Annotated in this window: 14 protein-coding genes; 3 read left to right on the plus strand and 11 right to left on the minus strand. The window is 35.0% G+C overall.

Going from position 1 to position 15178, the window contains the following annotated elements; all coding sequences use genetic code 11:
• The first annotated feature begins 114 nt into the window (after positions 1-114).
• On the plus strand, positions 115-1233 hold the full coding sequence (gene dnaN, locus H5V42_RS03465; protein ID WP_185781723.1) for a DNA polymerase III subunit beta: 1119 nt from the start codon (positions 115-117) through the stop codon (positions 1231-1233).
• 48 nt (positions 1234-1281) lie between these two features.
• Here dnaN and H5V42_RS03470 read toward each other — a convergent pair whose 3' ends face one another.
• Entirely contained in the window at positions 1282-1641 is a 360-nt protein-coding gene (locus H5V42_RS03470; RefSeq protein WP_185781724.1) for a DUF4870 domain-containing protein, read from the minus strand.
• An 84-nt stretch (positions 1642-1725) separates the two neighbouring features.
• Here H5V42_RS03470 and mnmE point away from each other — a divergent pair, with 84 nt between their 5' ends.
• On the plus strand, positions 1726-3084 hold the full coding sequence (gene mnmE / locus H5V42_RS03475; protein WP_185781725.1) for a tRNA uridine-5-carboxymethylaminomethyl(34) synthesis GTPase MnmE: 1359 nt from the start codon (positions 1726-1728) through the stop codon (positions 3082-3084).
• Between the two features lie 183 nt (positions 3085-3267).
• Positions 3268-4395: a tyrosine-type recombinase/integrase gene (locus tag H5V42_RS03480; RefSeq protein ID WP_185781726.1), complete on the plus strand. Its 1128-nt coding sequence runs from the start codon at positions 3268-3270 to the stop codon at positions 4393-4395.
• Positions 4396-4428: 33 nt separating this feature from the next.
• On the opposite strand, the gene H5V42_RS03485 is transcribed toward H5V42_RS03480, so the two are convergent.
• The 10 genes from H5V42_RS03485 to H5V42_RS03530 form a co-directional block, all read right to left on the minus strand.
• Positions 4429-6192 (minus strand): efflux RND transporter periplasmic adaptor subunit, encoded by a 1764-nt coding sequence (locus H5V42_RS03485; protein WP_185781727.1) that lies wholly within the window; start codon positions 6190-6192, stop codon positions 4429-4431.
• Positions 6182-6673 (minus strand): DUF305 domain-containing protein, encoded by a 492-nt coding sequence (locus tag H5V42_RS03490; protein WP_185781728.1) that lies wholly within the window; start codon positions 6671-6673, stop codon positions 6182-6184. The genes H5V42_RS03485 and H5V42_RS03490 overlap by 11 nt, the downstream gene beginning before the upstream one ends.
• A 17-nt stretch (positions 6674-6690) precedes the next feature.
• On the minus strand, positions 6691-7407 hold the full coding sequence (locus H5V42_RS03495; protein WP_185781729.1) for a PepSY domain-containing protein: 717 nt from the start codon (positions 7405-7407) through the stop codon (positions 6691-6693).
• 3 nt (positions 7408-7410) lie between these two features.
• Positions 7411-7968 (minus strand): DUF2911 domain-containing protein, encoded by a 558-nt coding sequence (locus H5V42_RS03500; protein ID WP_241731820.1) that lies wholly within the window; start codon positions 7966-7968, stop codon positions 7411-7413.
• A gap of 46 nt (positions 7969-8014) precedes the next feature.
• Complete coding sequence (locus H5V42_RS03505; protein WP_185781731.1) at positions 8015-10516, minus strand: heavy metal translocating P-type ATPase; 2502 nt, start codon at positions 10514-10516, stop codon at positions 8015-8017.
• A 74-nt stretch (positions 10517-10590) separates the two neighbouring features.
• The gene (locus H5V42_RS03510; protein ID WP_185781732.1) at positions 10591-11148 is read right to left on the minus strand and encodes a helix-turn-helix domain-containing protein; all 558 of its coding nucleotides are present in this window, start codon (positions 11146-11148) and stop codon (positions 10591-10593) included.
• A 6-nt stretch (positions 11149-11154) separates the two neighbouring features.
• Positions 11155-11673, minus strand: coding sequence for a YybH family protein (locus tag H5V42_RS03515; RefSeq protein ID WP_185781733.1), 519 nt, complete (start codon positions 11671-11673; stop codon positions 11155-11157).
• A 25-nt stretch (positions 11674-11698) separates the two neighbouring features.
• A complete protein-coding gene (locus H5V42_RS03520; protein WP_185781734.1) occupies positions 11699-12157 on the minus strand; it encodes a heme-binding domain-containing protein in 459 nt (152 codons plus the stop codon).
• The gene (locus H5V42_RS03525) at positions 12158-12754 is read right to left on the minus strand and encodes a DUF3347 domain-containing protein (RefSeq protein WP_185781735.1); all 597 of its coding nucleotides are present in this window, start codon (positions 12752-12754) and stop codon (positions 12158-12160) included.
• Between the two features lie 39 nt (positions 12755-12793).
• A complete protein-coding gene (locus H5V42_RS03530; RefSeq protein WP_185781736.1) occupies positions 12794-15178 on the minus strand; it encodes a multicopper oxidase domain-containing protein in 2385 nt (794 codons plus the stop codon).

Consider the following 15178-nt stretch of genomic DNA (forward strand, 5'->3'; position numbering starts at 1 on the left):
TAAATAAGTTTTCTAAGCAAGCGCATTTAAAATATCTTTGTGTTTAACTGTTTTGCCTTGGCGTAGTTTACACTTATCTTTATAAAGCAAAATAGTAAGCTAAAATTTAGTTGAATGAGATTTATCGTATCAAGCACGTATTTGTTGAAAAACCTTCAGGTATTAGGAGGGGTTATAAATAGCAGCAATACGCTGCCTATCTTAGATAATTTCCTTTTTGATTTACAAAAGACCAAATTAACGGTATCTGCTTCAGACTTAGAAAGTACTATGAGTTCTGAATTGGAAGTAGAATCAGATGCTGAGGGACTAATCGCAGTTCCTGCAAAATTATTATTAGATACTTTAAAAACATTTCCTGAACAACCTTTAACATTTACGGTTGAAGATAATAACACTATTGAAATAAGCTCTAACCATGGTAAATATGCCTTAGCCTATGCGGATGGTAATGAGTTTCCGAAAGCAGTTGAATTAGCCAATCCTAGTTCTACGGTTATCTTGGGTGATGTTTTAGCAACTGCAATTTCTAAAACAATTTTTGCTGCTGGTAATGATGATTTAAGGCCCGTAATGAGCGGAGTATTCTTTCAATTTTCACCAGAAAAACTAACGTTTGTTTCAACAGACGCACATAAGCTTGTAAAATACGAGCGTGAAGATTTAAAAGCTTCTGAAGTAGCAGAATTTATAATGCCTAAGAAACCTTTAAACTTGTTAAAGGGAATTTTGGCTGGATCAGAATCAGACGTTACCATAGAATACAATGAAAGTAATGCCAAATTTACGTTTGATAATACAGAATTAATTTGCCGTTTAATTGATGGTAAATATCCTAATTACGAAGCTGTAATTCCGAAAGAAAATCCAAATAAGCTAACAATTGCAAGAAATCAATTTTTAAGCTCTGTACGTAGAGTTTCAATTTTTTCAAATAAAACAACCCATCAAATACGTTTAAAAATAGCTGGTGCAGAATTGAACATTTCTGCCGAAGACGTTGATTACAGCAACAAAGCTGAGGAAAGACTTACTTGTGATTATCAAGGTGATGATATGCAAATTGGCTTTAACTCTCGTTTTTTACTAGAAATGTTAGGTAACCTTTCTTCTGATGATGTTTCTTTAGAAATGAGTTTACCAAATAGAGCTGGAATTTTAACACCAACAGATGGGTTAGATGAAGGTGAAAAAGTTACGATGTTAGTAATGCCTGTAATGCTTAACAACTAAAATATCAGTATTGAATTAAAAAAGCCAGTTCTTTTGAACTGGCTTTTTTTATATAAATCGTATAGTTAAAAAATAACTTGGTGACTCACCGTTAGCCGCTTTAACAGCATTTACGATTGGCATAATAAAACCCAAAATACCAACACCTATCAGCGTTAGTATTCCTAAGCCTAATAAAAGAATTGCCGGAATACTCAAAATAATATAAAGTAACATGCTCAATTGAAAATTTACGATTGCTTTACCATGTTCGTTCATACCTTCTACTGAATTTCTAGAGGTTAACCAAATAACAAATGGCACCCAAAATCCTCCAAAGCCGGTAACATAGTATAATAATTGTGTTAAATGGGTAATCGCCAGTAAAGAACTATCCTTACGTAAAACTTTTTGATTTACTAATTCCATGATTTTATTTTTTTGAATGATGTACCTAATACGTCGCAACTTTATGCAAATTGTTACAGCTTCGGTAATTTGTATTTTTGCAGCATGATGAATGACGAAACCATTATTGCATTAGCTACACCTTCAGGAACCGGCGCAATTGCAGTTATTAGAATATCTGGAGAGAACGCTATTTCTTTGGTAAGTAAACAATTTAAGTCCATTTCTGGAAAGAATTTAGAGCAACAAAAATCGCACACCATACATTTAGGTCATATAGTAGATGACAATACAATAATTGACAAAGTTTTAGTGTCAATATTCAAAAATCCAAACTCATACACGGGTGAAAATGTTGTGGAAATTTCTTGCCACGGTTCGCAGTATATTCAACAGCGTATTCTTCAATTATTTTTAAAAAACGGGTGTAGAATGGCAACATCTGGGGAGTTTACTTTGAGAGCTTTTTTAAACGGAAAAATGGATTTAAGTCAGGCCGAAGCAGTTGCTGATTTGATAGCTAGTGAAAACGAGGCCGCTCATAAAATTGCTATTCAACAAATGCGTGGTGGATTTAGTAATCAGATAAATTCATTGCGTGAAGAATTACTCAATTTTGCATCGCTTATAGAGTTAGAATTAGATTTCTCTCAAGAAGATGTTGAATTTGCAGATAGAAAACAATTTTATGAATTACTCAACAGAATTACAGAAGTTTTAAAAAATTTAATTGATTCTTTTGCCTTTGGTAATGTAATTAAAAATGGTATACCTGTAGCTATAGTTGGTGAACCCAATGTTGGTAAATCTACGTTACTAAATATTTTGCTTAATGAAGAAAGAGCTATTGTTAGTGATATTCCAGGAACAACAAGAGATACCGTTGAAGACCAAATTGTAATTAATGGTATTGCCTTTAGATTTATCGATACCGCAGGTATTAGAGAAACTGAAGATACAATTGAAAAAATAGGCATAGAGCGTACCTTCAAGAAAATTGAAGAAGCATCATTAATTATATATATGTTTGATGCAGAAAATATCGAGAATATACCTTTTAAAGAATTAGAGGAGAAATTCTCTAAAAAGGAGTTGTTATTTGTCTTAAATAAGATAGATAAAGAGTCCTCAAAAATTGTTGCAGAACATAACAATATCTTACAGATTTCCGCAAAAACAGGTCATGGTATAGAAGAATTAAAAAAAGCGTTGTTAAATAAATCTGTTGCTACCAATATTAATGATGGCAATACTATTGTGACTAATAGTAGGCATTTTGGAGCCTTGCAATCTGCTTTAGAAGAAATTGAAAAGGTTAAAGAAGGTTTAGATGAAGATTTAAGTAGTGATTTACTTGCTATTGATATAAGGCAAGCGCTTTATCACCTAGGTGAAATCACCGGAAATGTCACAACTGATGACCTTTTAGGTAATATATTTTCAAACTTTTGTATTGGGAAATAAATAAGTTAATTTTTTAATTTCATTTGAATTCATTTATTTTCATTTAATTGATTATCAATAAGTTGTTGAAAACTATTTCTTTTCTTGGTTTCTTTTGATAACCTATTTTCATACATTTATTTCACCTAATTTTCACCTCGACACTATTTTTTACCCTCGAGGTGAAAAAAATTTCACCTCGAAATGAAAATAAGTCTAAAAAGTAAAAAGATTAAAAATGGAAAGTTGAGTCTCTTTATAGAATACTATAAAGGCCACTTTATTGATAAAAATGGAATCAACAAGTACAATAGGGATTTTGAGTATTTAAAGATGTACCCTTTAGAAAATCCATCAACACCAGATGAAAAAAGAAAGAACAAAGAGATTTATGAACTGGCCGAGAAAATCCTTTCCATACGCAAATCAGAATTCTATCAGGGTAAGTATAAACTAAAGGACAACAAAAAAGGGAATATACCGCTTTTGGATTTTTATAAAACGCTTCAAGAAGAACGTTATGAATCAAAAGGAAATTATGGTAATTGGGACGCCGCTTTTAAACACTTAAAAAAATATGCTCCTGCACATATTCAATTAAAGGATATTGATACAGATTTCGTTAAGGGATTCAGACGATACCTAGATTCTAAGGCCAGAACCAAGAGTAATACTCCCCTATCACAAAATTCCAAATACACCTACTTCAATAAACTGAAAGCTGCACTTAGGGAAGCCTATAATGAGAATTACATAGACATCAATGTTATCAAGTCGGTCAAAGGTTTTGAACAGGCAGAATCACAAAGGGAATATTTGACCTATTCTGAATTGCAAGCTCTAACACAAACCGAGTGTAAATACCCCATCTTAAAGAACGCCTTTATTTTTAGCTGTCTTACTGGATTGCGCTGGAGCGAAATAAATAAATTGACCTGGGCAGAAGTCCGGGATGAAGATGGAACCTCGAGGGTTATTTTTAGGCAGAAAAAAACTGATGGACTTGAATACCTTTATATTTCCAAGCAGGCTAGAAACTTATTAGGAAAAAGAACCCTTAAAAATGAAAGGGTTTTTAAAGGACTAAAATATGGTGCTGTTTATAATACTGAAATCCTTAGGTGGTGTATGAAGGCCGGAATTACTAAACACATAACTTTCCACAGTGCGAGGCATACTAATGCCGTATTACTTCTTGAAAACGGAGCAGATATTTATACGGTATCTAAAAGATTAGGACATCGAGAAATTCGAACTACTGAGATCTACACCAAGATTATAGATAAGAAAATGAAAGAGGCTGCCAATATGATACCTGAACTTGATTTTTAAAAACCACTCTTTGAAGCTGGATTGAACCAAGAGTTATTTAATGGAATCAATCACACTTCCACAGGTCAACATGGCATCCCCATAATAGGGGTTCCTAATTTCTTCCTCTGCACTTAACCAAACCGCCCCTTTATTACTGTTAGCCATAGGACATTGCTGTATATAAAGGATCTTGTCCAAAGAATTTAAATTGCTTGTGATAGCCACCATATTTTCGTTTAGGATTACGAAATGGGTTCGTTGATTTTCTATATCCTGATTTTCGGCAATTGCCTCTAGCATTTCAATTATTTTGCTCAAATGGGCCTTTTCCATATTTCCTAGTTTAGAATTGTCCATTTTCTGCAATACTTCAGTCATCGCTTTTGCTTCCATGGAAGTTTGTTTGGTATCACTGGCAACCAGAGCTTCCTTCAACTTAAGGTAAGCAGATAAACCCATTTCGAATTGTTCTTGAAATGAATCTGAAAATTCCATTTTCAATATTGCACTTGAATTATCTGAAACGTTGTTTTCCTGCATTCCGATATGGCCTTCATGACCTGTCATTGTCTTTCCGCCCGTTTTGTTCATCATACTTTTTTTGCCCTGTAATTGGGCAGCAGCATCAACTGAAAAAGTTCCATTTGCGACAATTTCTTCGCCTGAATTAAGGCCAGAAATAACTTCCAATTGTTCTCCATTTCTTACCCCTAACATTACCTCCCTCATTTTAAAGACCGGCTCATCTGGTTTTACTTTTATATAGACCAAAGAACGTTCTCCTGTCCACATCACAGCTGAGGAAGGGACCCACAGTTTCGATTCATCACTAAAATTTTTATCGTTCTGAATCTTCCCAGTTACGAACATCCCCGGCTTGAACTGTTCATTTTGATTTGCAAGTGTTGCACGTACTGTTATGGTTCTAGTGGTATTGTTAAGTACAGGGTCCACAAACGAAATTGTACCATTAAACGTTTTATTTGGATAAGCATTGGTGGTTATACTCATTCTTTGACCTTTTTTTAATTGCGACAACTGAGTTTCATAGGCATCAAACTCAGCCCAAACCGTATTCAGATTACTCACCTTTACAATAGGCTGCCCTTTCTTTACATAATCACCTTCCGCGCTCATGACCTCGGAAACCGTACCGGAAACCGTTGCATAAACAGGAAAGTATTCCGTTACCTTAGTGGAGCTTTCTATGGCGTTGATTTGATTTTCCGATAATTTCCAGAGCTTCAATTTATTACGGACAGCTTGGTACAATTGCGGTTGCGACTGCTTTAAAGATACCGTGGTCAATAGTTCTTGCTGTGCCGCTACCAGTTCAGGAGAATAGATAGTTCCCAGTAATTGTCCTTTTCGAACTTCTTGCCCTTCATAATTAACGTTCAATCGCTCAATCCTTCCGTCAAAATAACTGGCCTGTACGGCAACAGCTTCTTCGTTTACTGCAATTTTACCCGATAGGGAAATGGAATTGTCGTCACCTGCGGATTTAGTGCCGACCACAATGGTCTGTACATTCGCCAAGGCAAGCGCATTATCCGTCATTGAGAATTGTTCAGGCGAAAGACCTCCAGTATCGACTTCAGCAGGAATCAAGTCCATTCCACAAATAGGACAGTCACCCGGTTCTGGTTTCATAATTTGTGGATGCATAGAACACGTCCACATTTGATTGGTTTCTGCAACCGCATTGTGATTATGGTCTGTTTCTTTATTTGATGAGCCACCAAAAAGCAACCACCCCAATACCACGCCTACTACCAGTAAACCTGCGTATATGACTATTTTATTATTTTTCATTCTCTAATCGTTTTATCATTGCTTTCATTTCTTCTATTTCCTTCTTTTGAGCTTTTATAATGTCCTCTGCCAATTTTTTAACTTCCGGATCTTTAATATCTGCGCGTTCACTTGTTAAAATAGCAATAGAATGATGTGGTATCATTCCTTTCATCCAAAGGATATCGCCAACAGTTGATTTTTGGTCTCGTACCAGTCCCAATGCGCCAAGAAAGAGCACAATGCTACCTATTACAATGCCTATATTTTTCTTTTTATCATTATACATATTTTTCATAAAGAAAAACATGATTAATGCCATAGTCGAAATACCCAGACAAACCATATAAAATCTGGTTAAGCTAAACCAGACATGGTCAAATTCATAGGTATTGAGATACATAGTAATGTACATTGCTATAAATGATGACCCTAGCATTAAAAAGAACTTTGTGTAATTGCTCATTCCTTTGTCGTTATTAGTGTGTTCATTTGAATTCATAATCTTTGGTTTTATAGTTAAACTTTACTTTTTCTGTTTTTAAATATTTTTCTAATTGAAGGTGAAGAGGTAAACCACAATAAGAAACCGCTTAATACGGTTATTAACCCTAATAGTGAAAATGCTCTCAAAACAAGGGTATTAAAATTGTCTCTGCCTTCATAGTCCATAGTATGTGTCATCCATAAAAAATCAAACCAACGCCAAGAACGATGTCTTACGGTTTGAAATTTTCCGTCGCTTACAGAAACGTATGCTTTTAGTGCTTCATCTGTTTTATATGAGATAACATAAGCAGGTAGTAGTTTTTCTCGATACTCGTGGTGTTTTCCAGTTTCAGTAATTTGCTCAACAGATTCTACCTCTAAACCACTCTTCATATGGTTTTTGGCAATATAGAGTGCCTCATCCTGCGTAATACTATTTTTTGGCATTCCATCTAAAGCATTGTACAATTGCTCTTTATTTATCCAATAGTACGGTGCATTATCAATATCTCTTAATTCAATAGTCTTTATACCATTTGGAACATCCATCTCTGAAGGACTTATTAAATTACTAAAGGCTTTAGGTTGATACTCCAAGTTTTTAAATTGGTCTCCGTGTATTTCATCGATGTCTGTCCAACTGAAGTATAAACCACTAATGGTCCAAAACAGGAATTGAATCCCTAAAAAGAGACCCAAATACCTGTGGGTTTTTCTAATTTTTAAAGCTGTATGCCTGTTTACCATTTTCTAATTTTTAATTGCAAAAGGAAACTCGAGTTTAACTTTTTCCCAAGCCATCGAAATAGTTCCTCTTTTATCATCTATTTTGTTGACCTTATATTCTAAATGTTCTGCGATTTCCTCTGATAATGTTGGTGTGATTTTGAATCGAATAACATCGTCTTTTTCGTCATACTCATCTTTACCGTGTTGCTCCCAGTTTTTATTAATCATCACAGTCCAGTCCCCTTTTGATGGAATTGTAAAAAAACCATATTTCCCTTTAGGAAGCGTTTCTCCATTTATGATTAAATCTTTATTCGTTTCCATCCAAGTAGCCATATGCGCTCCAGCCTGCCATACTTGGTCATAACCAACCAAACCACCAAAGATGATTCTACCCCTTACCCCTGGTGATGAATAATCAATATGAATATGAGCATCACCAATCATTGCCATTGTTTCGGTATGTGGACTTAACGATTTTTTCTTTGGCTCTTCTATTTTTTCAGTTGCGTTGTTATGATTGTGATTTTGCTCTTCCGAACTTGATTTTTCGTTTTTGCAACTGACTATAGTAAGCATTGTTACAAGTAATAGGGTTAGATTTTTCATTAGTTTGTTTTTTGTGTTATACTTTAATTGTTCTTAATCGTAATGCGTTTGCTATTACCGAAACAGAGCTAAAACTCATTGCTAAAGCTGCTATCATTGGCGAGAGTAATATTCCAAAAAATGGAAACAAAACACCTGCTGCAATAGGTACGCCTAATGTGTTGTAGATAAGTGCGAAAAACAAGTTTTGCTTGATGTTTTTCATTACTGAATCACTTAAATTTCTTGCTTTTACAATGCCGTGTAAATCACCTTTTACCAGTGTAATCATAGCACTTTCAATTGCTACATCTGTTCCTGTTCCCATAGCAATACCCACATCACTTTTAGCCAATGCTGGTGCATCGTTAATACCATCACCCGCCATAGCAACTACTTTTCCGTTTTCTTGTAATTTTTCAACTTCTTTGAGTTTGTCCTCTGGTAACATACTGGCTTTAAAGTCTGCCAGATTCAATTCTGATGCTACTGCTTGTGCGGTATCGTGATTATCGCCTGTAAGCATTATTACATCAATGCCTTTATCTTGAAGTGCTTTAATAGCTTTGGCACTTGTTTCTTTTATCTTATCGCCAATGACCACGTAGCCTACAACGGTTTTATCTATCGCTAAATAAGAAACTGTTTTACCTTGTTTTTGGAAAGTTTTGGCTTCATCTTTCATTTTAGATGTAATGCTTGCATTAGCATATTCCATCATTTTGGAATTCCCCAATGCAACATTTTTATCTTCTATTTTAGCTTCAACACCTTTTCCCGTAACAGCACTAAAATCTTCAGACTTTAGAATTTCGGCATTGTGCTCCTTTCCGTATTTAACCGTTGCTTCTGCCAAAGGATGTTCGCTATTCGTATTTAATGAAACAATATACTGTAGCACTTCTTTTTCGCTTAAAACACCATTAAAAGCACCAACGGTTTCTACCGTTGGTTTTCCTTCCGTAATTGTTCCTGTTTTATCAACGATAAGCGTATCTACTTTATCCATTTTTTCAAGTGCTTCTGCATTTTTAATCAATACACCATTTTGAGCACCTTTACCCACACCAACCATTACAGACATTGGTGTTGCTAAACCTAAAGCACAAGGACAGGCTATAATTAGGACTGCAATTGCATTGACCAACGCATAGACGTAAGCAGGTTCTGGTCCCCAAATTGCCCATACAATAAATGTGATTACCGATATGATTACTACGACTGGCACGAAGTAACCCGAAACTTTATCTGCTAAATTTTGAATTGGTGCACGACTTCTACTGGCATCATTCACCATATGAATGATTTGAGATAGCAAAGTGTCACTACCCACCTTTTCAGCTTTCATTAAAAAGGATTGATTCCCATTGATTGTTCCGCTACTTACGTTATCATCTTCAGCTTTATTTACAGGAATAGGTTCCCCTGTAATCATCGATTCGTCAATACTGGTATTGCCTTCCGTGATGACACCATCTACAGGAATCTTATCACCCGGTTTCACTTTTAGAATATCATTAAGTTCTATTTCGTCAATACTGACTTCAACTTCTTCACCATCTACAATTTTTATGGCTTTATTGGGTGCTAATTTCAACAGTTCTTTCACTGCCGAATTGGTTTTACTATGCGCACGAGCTTCTAATAATTGACCTAAAAGCACTAAGGTTAGAATTACCGTTGCTGCTTCAAAATAGACGTGGACAGCACCTGCTTCGGTCTTAAACTGGTTTGGGAAAAAATCGGGTGCGAGCATACCTATTACGCTGAATAACCATGCGACACCAGCACCAATGCCTATGAGCGTAAACATATTGAGGTTCCAGGTTTTTATACTGCGGTAGGCACGTTCAAAAAACACCCAAGTAGCATAAAACACTACTGGAATGGAAAGCACGAACTGAATCCAGTTCCAATAATCCTGTTCCAGAATATCGTATAAGGGATTGTTGGTCAGCATTTCAGACATTGCAATTATGAAAATGGGCAATGTAAATACGACTGCAATCCAGAATTTTTTGCGTAGTGTTTTATAGGTCTTTTCCTCTGCGGACAGGTCGGGTTCCATCGGTACTAAATCCATCCCACAAATTGGACACGAACCTGCTTCGTCTTTAATGATTTCTGGGTGCATAGGACAAGTCCATTGTTCTGCTGTTGATGTGGATAGATTTTGTTCTTCCACCAAATCCATTCCGCAAACAGGACAATCACCAGGTTTGTTATAGGTTTTATCGCCTTCGCAATGCATAGGACAATAAAATGTGCCTGTACCTTTGCCTTTGGGTTGTTCTTTCTTTTTAATTTCGGAATGGTGATGCTGTTCACCTTGTTTATGAATACTGTATCTGTCACCATCCTTTTTTAATGCTTCTTGAAAAGTTTTAATAGGAATATGAGATTCCATTTCGATGGTTGCTTCTGCCTTATCTAAATCAACTGTTGCTTTTAAAACACCTTCTACTTTAGAGAGTGTTTCCTCAACGTTACTACGACAACCATTACAGGTCATTCCGTGTATGTGATATGTGTGTTTCATTTTTTTAGTTTTAGATTTATTAGGCTAAAATACAAGGGCTTACCTTGTGATATTATTCTAATTCTGGCTAATTTTTATACAATTTCATCCAAGGATTTTCTGTCTCCATATTGTAAATTTTTATAGTCTGTCATTGACATTCCAGTAACTTGTTTAAACTGTTTCGATAAATGACTACTGTTTTTATAGTTAAGGCTATAGGCTATTTCTGAAAAATTAAGCTGCCACAATTGAATATACTCTTTAGCTTTTTCTATTTTCAAGTTGATAAAATACTTTTCAAGTGTTATCCCTTCTGATTTACTAAACGTTTTACTCAATGTAGAATAACTTTTGCCTATTTCATTCTCAAGTTTACCAAGAATTTCATCTGTATCATTTTTTTCAATATGTTGAATAAGATTAATTTTTATTTTTTCAACCAATGCCTTTGTAGAATCCTTAATTACTTCAAATCCTAAAGCATTCAACTGTGTTTCTAGCTGAGCATAATCATTACTAGACTGTTCTTTAACAACAATTTTACCCAATTGTATAGATTCCAATTCATAGCCTTCATCATCCAACAGATTTATAATCGTCATTTTACAGCGATTACAGACCATATTTTTTATATGAAGAATCTGATTCATCTCTTTTTAATTCAATTTTTTAAATGAAGTATGTGAATGAATAATCTTCCAATCTCCATCTATTTTTTTTAAAATTGAAGTTGCTACGCCTTTACTTTCAATGGTTCGTTCTTTTGTTCCTTTAGCTCCATCTGCCTTTAAAACTATTGTATACAAATAATTTTCAGTTGTATATGCATAGGGTAAACTTACATTTACATCAATCTCATAATCTGAAAATGTAAAACTTTTAAAATGCCCAAGTTCTGGACCTAAATGACCATCTATATAATCTTTATAAGTTCCTTCTACTTTACCTTGCTCAAAAACTGTGGCATCTTGCGTAAAGAGTTGAAAAGTGCCTTCGGTTGTTAAGTTTTGAATGGCATCTTTATAAGACTTCATAATTTTCAACACTTCCTCTTTTTCATTATTGTTGTCAACAACGACCTTTTTTTGAGTTTCGATAGTTGTATCATGTTGTTTACTTTCTTTACAACTCACAATTAAAATCGTGAGTAGTAAGACAAATAAGGGTGGTTTCATAATCGAATATTTTGATGTTTGACTTTTAATTATTTAAAATTTCTTTTAAATCTGACATAAACTCTATGAGTAATTTCTTTTCGCTTTCAGACAATTTTGCGTTTCCGTGAATTATTGTATAGGAATTCAAAGGCATTTCGCCATTTTCAATTTGATTGATGATGGATTTTAGCTTACTGTTCTTCCTTCTATTTGAATAATCATCCCATTCATTAAAATTTAATTCTGCCTTGCCTTCTTTGATATGGTCTTCAAGAAACCAGGCTACCGGTTGCACCTTATTATACCAAGGGTATTTTGTATTGTTACTGTGACAATCATAGCAAAAGACTTGCAATTTGTTCTTGATGTCATTTGGAACATCATTTACCAATATAAAGTCGGTTTTTGGAACAACTTCACTATGATTACGTGTTGTGGGTATAAATTGAATACCCACAAACGCCACCAACAATACTATTGCTATGATTTTTACAATTTTCATTTAATTAATTTCTCGCTGTACTTTACCACATTTCAACATTTGGTCACCGAAATAAGGGTTTCTAATTTCTTCGTTCATACTTAACCAAGCACCACCTTTATTGTTATCATACATTGGGCAGAATTGCTCATATATCTTCATCCCTGTTCCCGTAATGGCAACCATATCTGTAACATCTTTACTTAATACTTTGAAATGCTCACGCTGATGCTTGATGTCACTTTCTGAAATATGCTCTGCGTGTTCCGTAGCATCTTCGATAATGTCATTCAATTCTGATTTTTCACTTTCAGAATATTTTGATGCATCAAAAGATTTAAGAGATTTAACCAATATGCCTCCCAATTCCTTTGCTTTATCATTATCATCGCCTACGAGGGCATCTTTTAAGTTGAAATAATCTTTTAAAATTGCTTCTGCTCTTGTGTCTTGATTGTCTATCATTGCCATATCCTCCTTGTCACCTACAGATTCTTGATTTACCTGATTATTATCATTTGTAACAGATTCATTTTTATTTCCATCTTTACAGGAAATTGTTAGCATCATTGTGGCAGCAAGTGCCATTGTACCTATTGTTCTTTGTACTGTTTTCATAAATTTTGGTTTTAAAGATTATTATGTATTAATTATTATTTAAAATCTGGCTAAAAGTCCACCACCCCAACCATATCGGTTGTTATAATTACCTTGTATTGAAAAATTTCTAGATAAGATGTACGATGCTCCAATTAACCATTGCGTTTCTCCTTGATAAGATTTGTTATTTTCTAAATCATTGACCCATCCAAAATCCGCTCTATACTCGTATTCTCCTTCGAGAAAAATTCTAGGAAAAATCAATAGTTCTCTGTCCAAACGTATTCTTGGGCGTAGTTGATTATCCATACTCACATCCACATTAAACCTATAAGGCGTGAAATATTTAACTCCAACCAATCCAACAGTATTAAATGTATCATAAGAATCTGGTGTTGAAGTTTCGGTATTTACGCCTGCATACACGCGTACCCAATCATTGAGGTATCGATTATAATTTACTTCTATCTCGGCATTTTGGTTATAATCAAACTCGGCACGTAGTCCAAATTCGTTACGAATGTTGCTCGACATCAATAAAAGTTCATTAAAGTTTGAACCTCCACGAAGCATTCCCCACGAATAGTAATGGTCTGTCTCGTCAATTAGGTTTTGTACTGGATAAGGTTTCATCCTTTCATCTCGTGGTGTATCATAGCTAAATACTCTTGCCATACCACCCATCATATGATATAGTACGTGACAATGAAAAATCCAATCTCCAACTTCTTCATTATAGAACTCTATAATTACTTTTTTCATCGGTGGTACATTTACGGTATGTTTTAATGGCGAACGCTCTCCATTTTCGTTGATTACCCTAAAGTAATGTCCGTGTAAATGCATTGGGTGGTGCATCATTGTAATGTTATTCAAAGTAATTCTTGTAACCTCTCCACCTTTAATTTTAATCTTATCTGTTTCGGATAAAGGTGTGCCATTCATACTCCAAACATAGCGTTGCATATTTCCGGTGAGGTTGAGAAGAATGTCATTTACAGGTATATCTGCCTTGTATGTGGTTTTTTCTTTTGCCTTTAGAAAATCATAGTTGAAATAGGTTTTACGTGTATTGTAATCAAATGCTGTTGAATCTTTTTCCATCTTGGACATATCGTGATTCATATGGTCTTTCATTATGCCCGATGTTTCGTTATGGTTCATAGGCATCGAATCTTTTTTCATTTCCATCGTGCTGCTCATATTCATTTTGTTCCCCTTCATAACCATTTGCTTCTTCATTGAATCCTCATCCATCGACATATTATTGTTCATTTTCATCTGCCCATTCTTCATATCCATCTTCATCCCATATTTTTGCATTAAAACTTCCGGCGTTTTTTTCTTTTGATTTCCCACCATTGCAGGTGCGCCCATCTTCATATCCATTTTTGCCATTTGCTTCATCATAGCCACTTTATTGGGTCTGTTTATTACTGCAGCTGGAAAAAGTTGTCCGCTTCCCAAAAGGATTGAAGTATTACCAGAACCATCTTGCGTTGTGGCTGTAATCTCTAATGTACCTTCTGGGATAGTTACTATAACATCATAGGTTTCGGCAATTCCAAAAAGAAATCTACTTTTAAATACAGGCTCTACATCTATACCATCACTAGAAACTATCATTGGATTGCCACTACCAAAATCCATCCAATAATAAGTAGATGCAGCGGCGTTGATAAATCGAAGCCTTACTTTTTCGCCTGCTTTAAACTCTGGGTATTCTGCAACTTTTTCACCATTGGATAAAAAAGCAGGATAATAGACGTCCGCAATGTCTGCACCTTCCATTCTATCACGCCAAAACTTAAATTGTGCGCCTAATGCTCCTTCTTTTATAACTCTGCTTAATGGTACTGCTGTCCCTTTTTTAACCTGATACCATTCGTTTCCCCGTTTAAGGTTTCGCAACACATTCATTGGTTTTTCGTTGGTCCAGTCAGATAGCACTACAACCAAATCTTTGTCATAATCCAATGTTTTTTCTTTGGGTTGAATGATAATTGAACCATAAACTCCCTTTTGTTCTTGTAACATTGTATGGGAATGGTACCAATATGTACCCGATTGATTAATAGGTATTCTGTACTGAAACGTCTCTCCAGGTTCTATTGGTGGTGTATTTAAGTAAGGAACACCATCATAGAAATTTGGAAGTATTAACCCGTGCCAATGTACCGATGTTTCCACATCCATTTTATTAGTTACGTTAATTATGGCAAGGTCTCCTTCGTTGAATTCTAACGTTGGCCCAGGAATACTACCATTTACAGTCATTGCTTTGGCGGTGACACCTCCAAGCGTCATTTCATTTTTTTCTATGGTAAGGTTATATTCTCTAATTGGGCGTCCTTCTTCTTTTCTGTCTTCACCATTTGTACCTACTTGGGCAAATGCCATTGAAGTTAGGAACAAGAGAAGTATTGTTTTAAATGTTTTCAT

The organism is Croceivirga lutea, assembly GCF_014235875.1.
Classification (GTDB): domain Bacteria; phylum Bacteroidota; class Bacteroidia; order Flavobacteriales; family Flavobacteriaceae; genus Croceivirga; species Croceivirga lutea.

Excerpts from the sequence above, each read along its gene's own strand:
- H5V42_RS03495 (WP_185781729.1), bottom strand. The coding sequence starts at position 7,407 with ATGGTAAACAGGCATACAGCTTTAAAAATTAGAAAAACCCACAGGTAT.
- H5V42_RS03485 (WP_185781727.1), bottom strand. The coding sequence starts at position 6,192 with ATGAAAAATAATAAAATAGTCATATACGCAGGTTTACTGGTAGTAGGC.
- mnmE (WP_185781725.1), top strand. The coding sequence starts at position 1,726 with ATGATGAATGACGAAACCATTATTGCATTAGCTACACCTTCAGGAACC.
- H5V42_RS03510 (WP_185781732.1), bottom strand. The coding sequence starts at position 11,148 with ATGAATCAGATTCTTCATATAAAAAATATGGTCTGTAATCGCTGTAAA.
- H5V42_RS03500 (WP_241731820.1), bottom strand. The coding sequence starts at position 7,968 with ATGCTTACTATAGTCAGTTGCAAAAACGAAAAATCAAGTTCGGAAGAG.
- H5V42_RS03470 (WP_185781724.1), bottom strand. The coding sequence starts at position 1,641 with ATGGAATTAGTAAATCAAAAAGTTTTACGTAAGGATAGTTCTTTACTG.
- H5V42_RS03515 (WP_185781733.1), bottom strand. The coding sequence starts at position 11,673 with ATGAAACCACCCTTATTTGTCTTACTACTCACGATTTTAATTGTGAGT.
- H5V42_RS03480 (WP_185781726.1), top strand. The coding sequence starts at position 3,268 with ATGAAAATAAGTCTAAAAAGTAAAAAGATTAAAAATGGAAAGTTGAGT.
- dnaN (WP_185781723.1), top strand. The coding sequence starts at position 115 with ATGAGATTTATCGTATCAAGCACGTATTTGTTGAAAAACCTTCAGGTA.
- H5V42_RS03490 (WP_185781728.1), bottom strand. The coding sequence starts at position 6,673 with ATGAATTCAAATGAACACACTAATAACGACAAAGGAATGAGCAATTAC.
- H5V42_RS03520 (WP_185781734.1), bottom strand. The coding sequence starts at position 12,157 with ATGAAAATTGTAAAAATCATAGCAATAGTATTGTTGGTGGCGTTTGTG.
- H5V42_RS03525 (WP_185781735.1), bottom strand. The coding sequence starts at position 12,754 with ATGAAAACAGTACAAAGAACAATAGGTACAATGGCACTTGCTGCCACA.
- H5V42_RS03505 (WP_185781731.1), bottom strand. The coding sequence starts at position 10,516 with ATGAAACACACATATCACATACACGGAATGACCTGTAATGGTTGTCGT.
- H5V42_RS03530 (WP_185781736.1), bottom strand. The coding sequence starts at position 15,178 with ATGAAAACATTTAAAACAATACTTCTCTTGTTCCTAACTTCAATGGCA.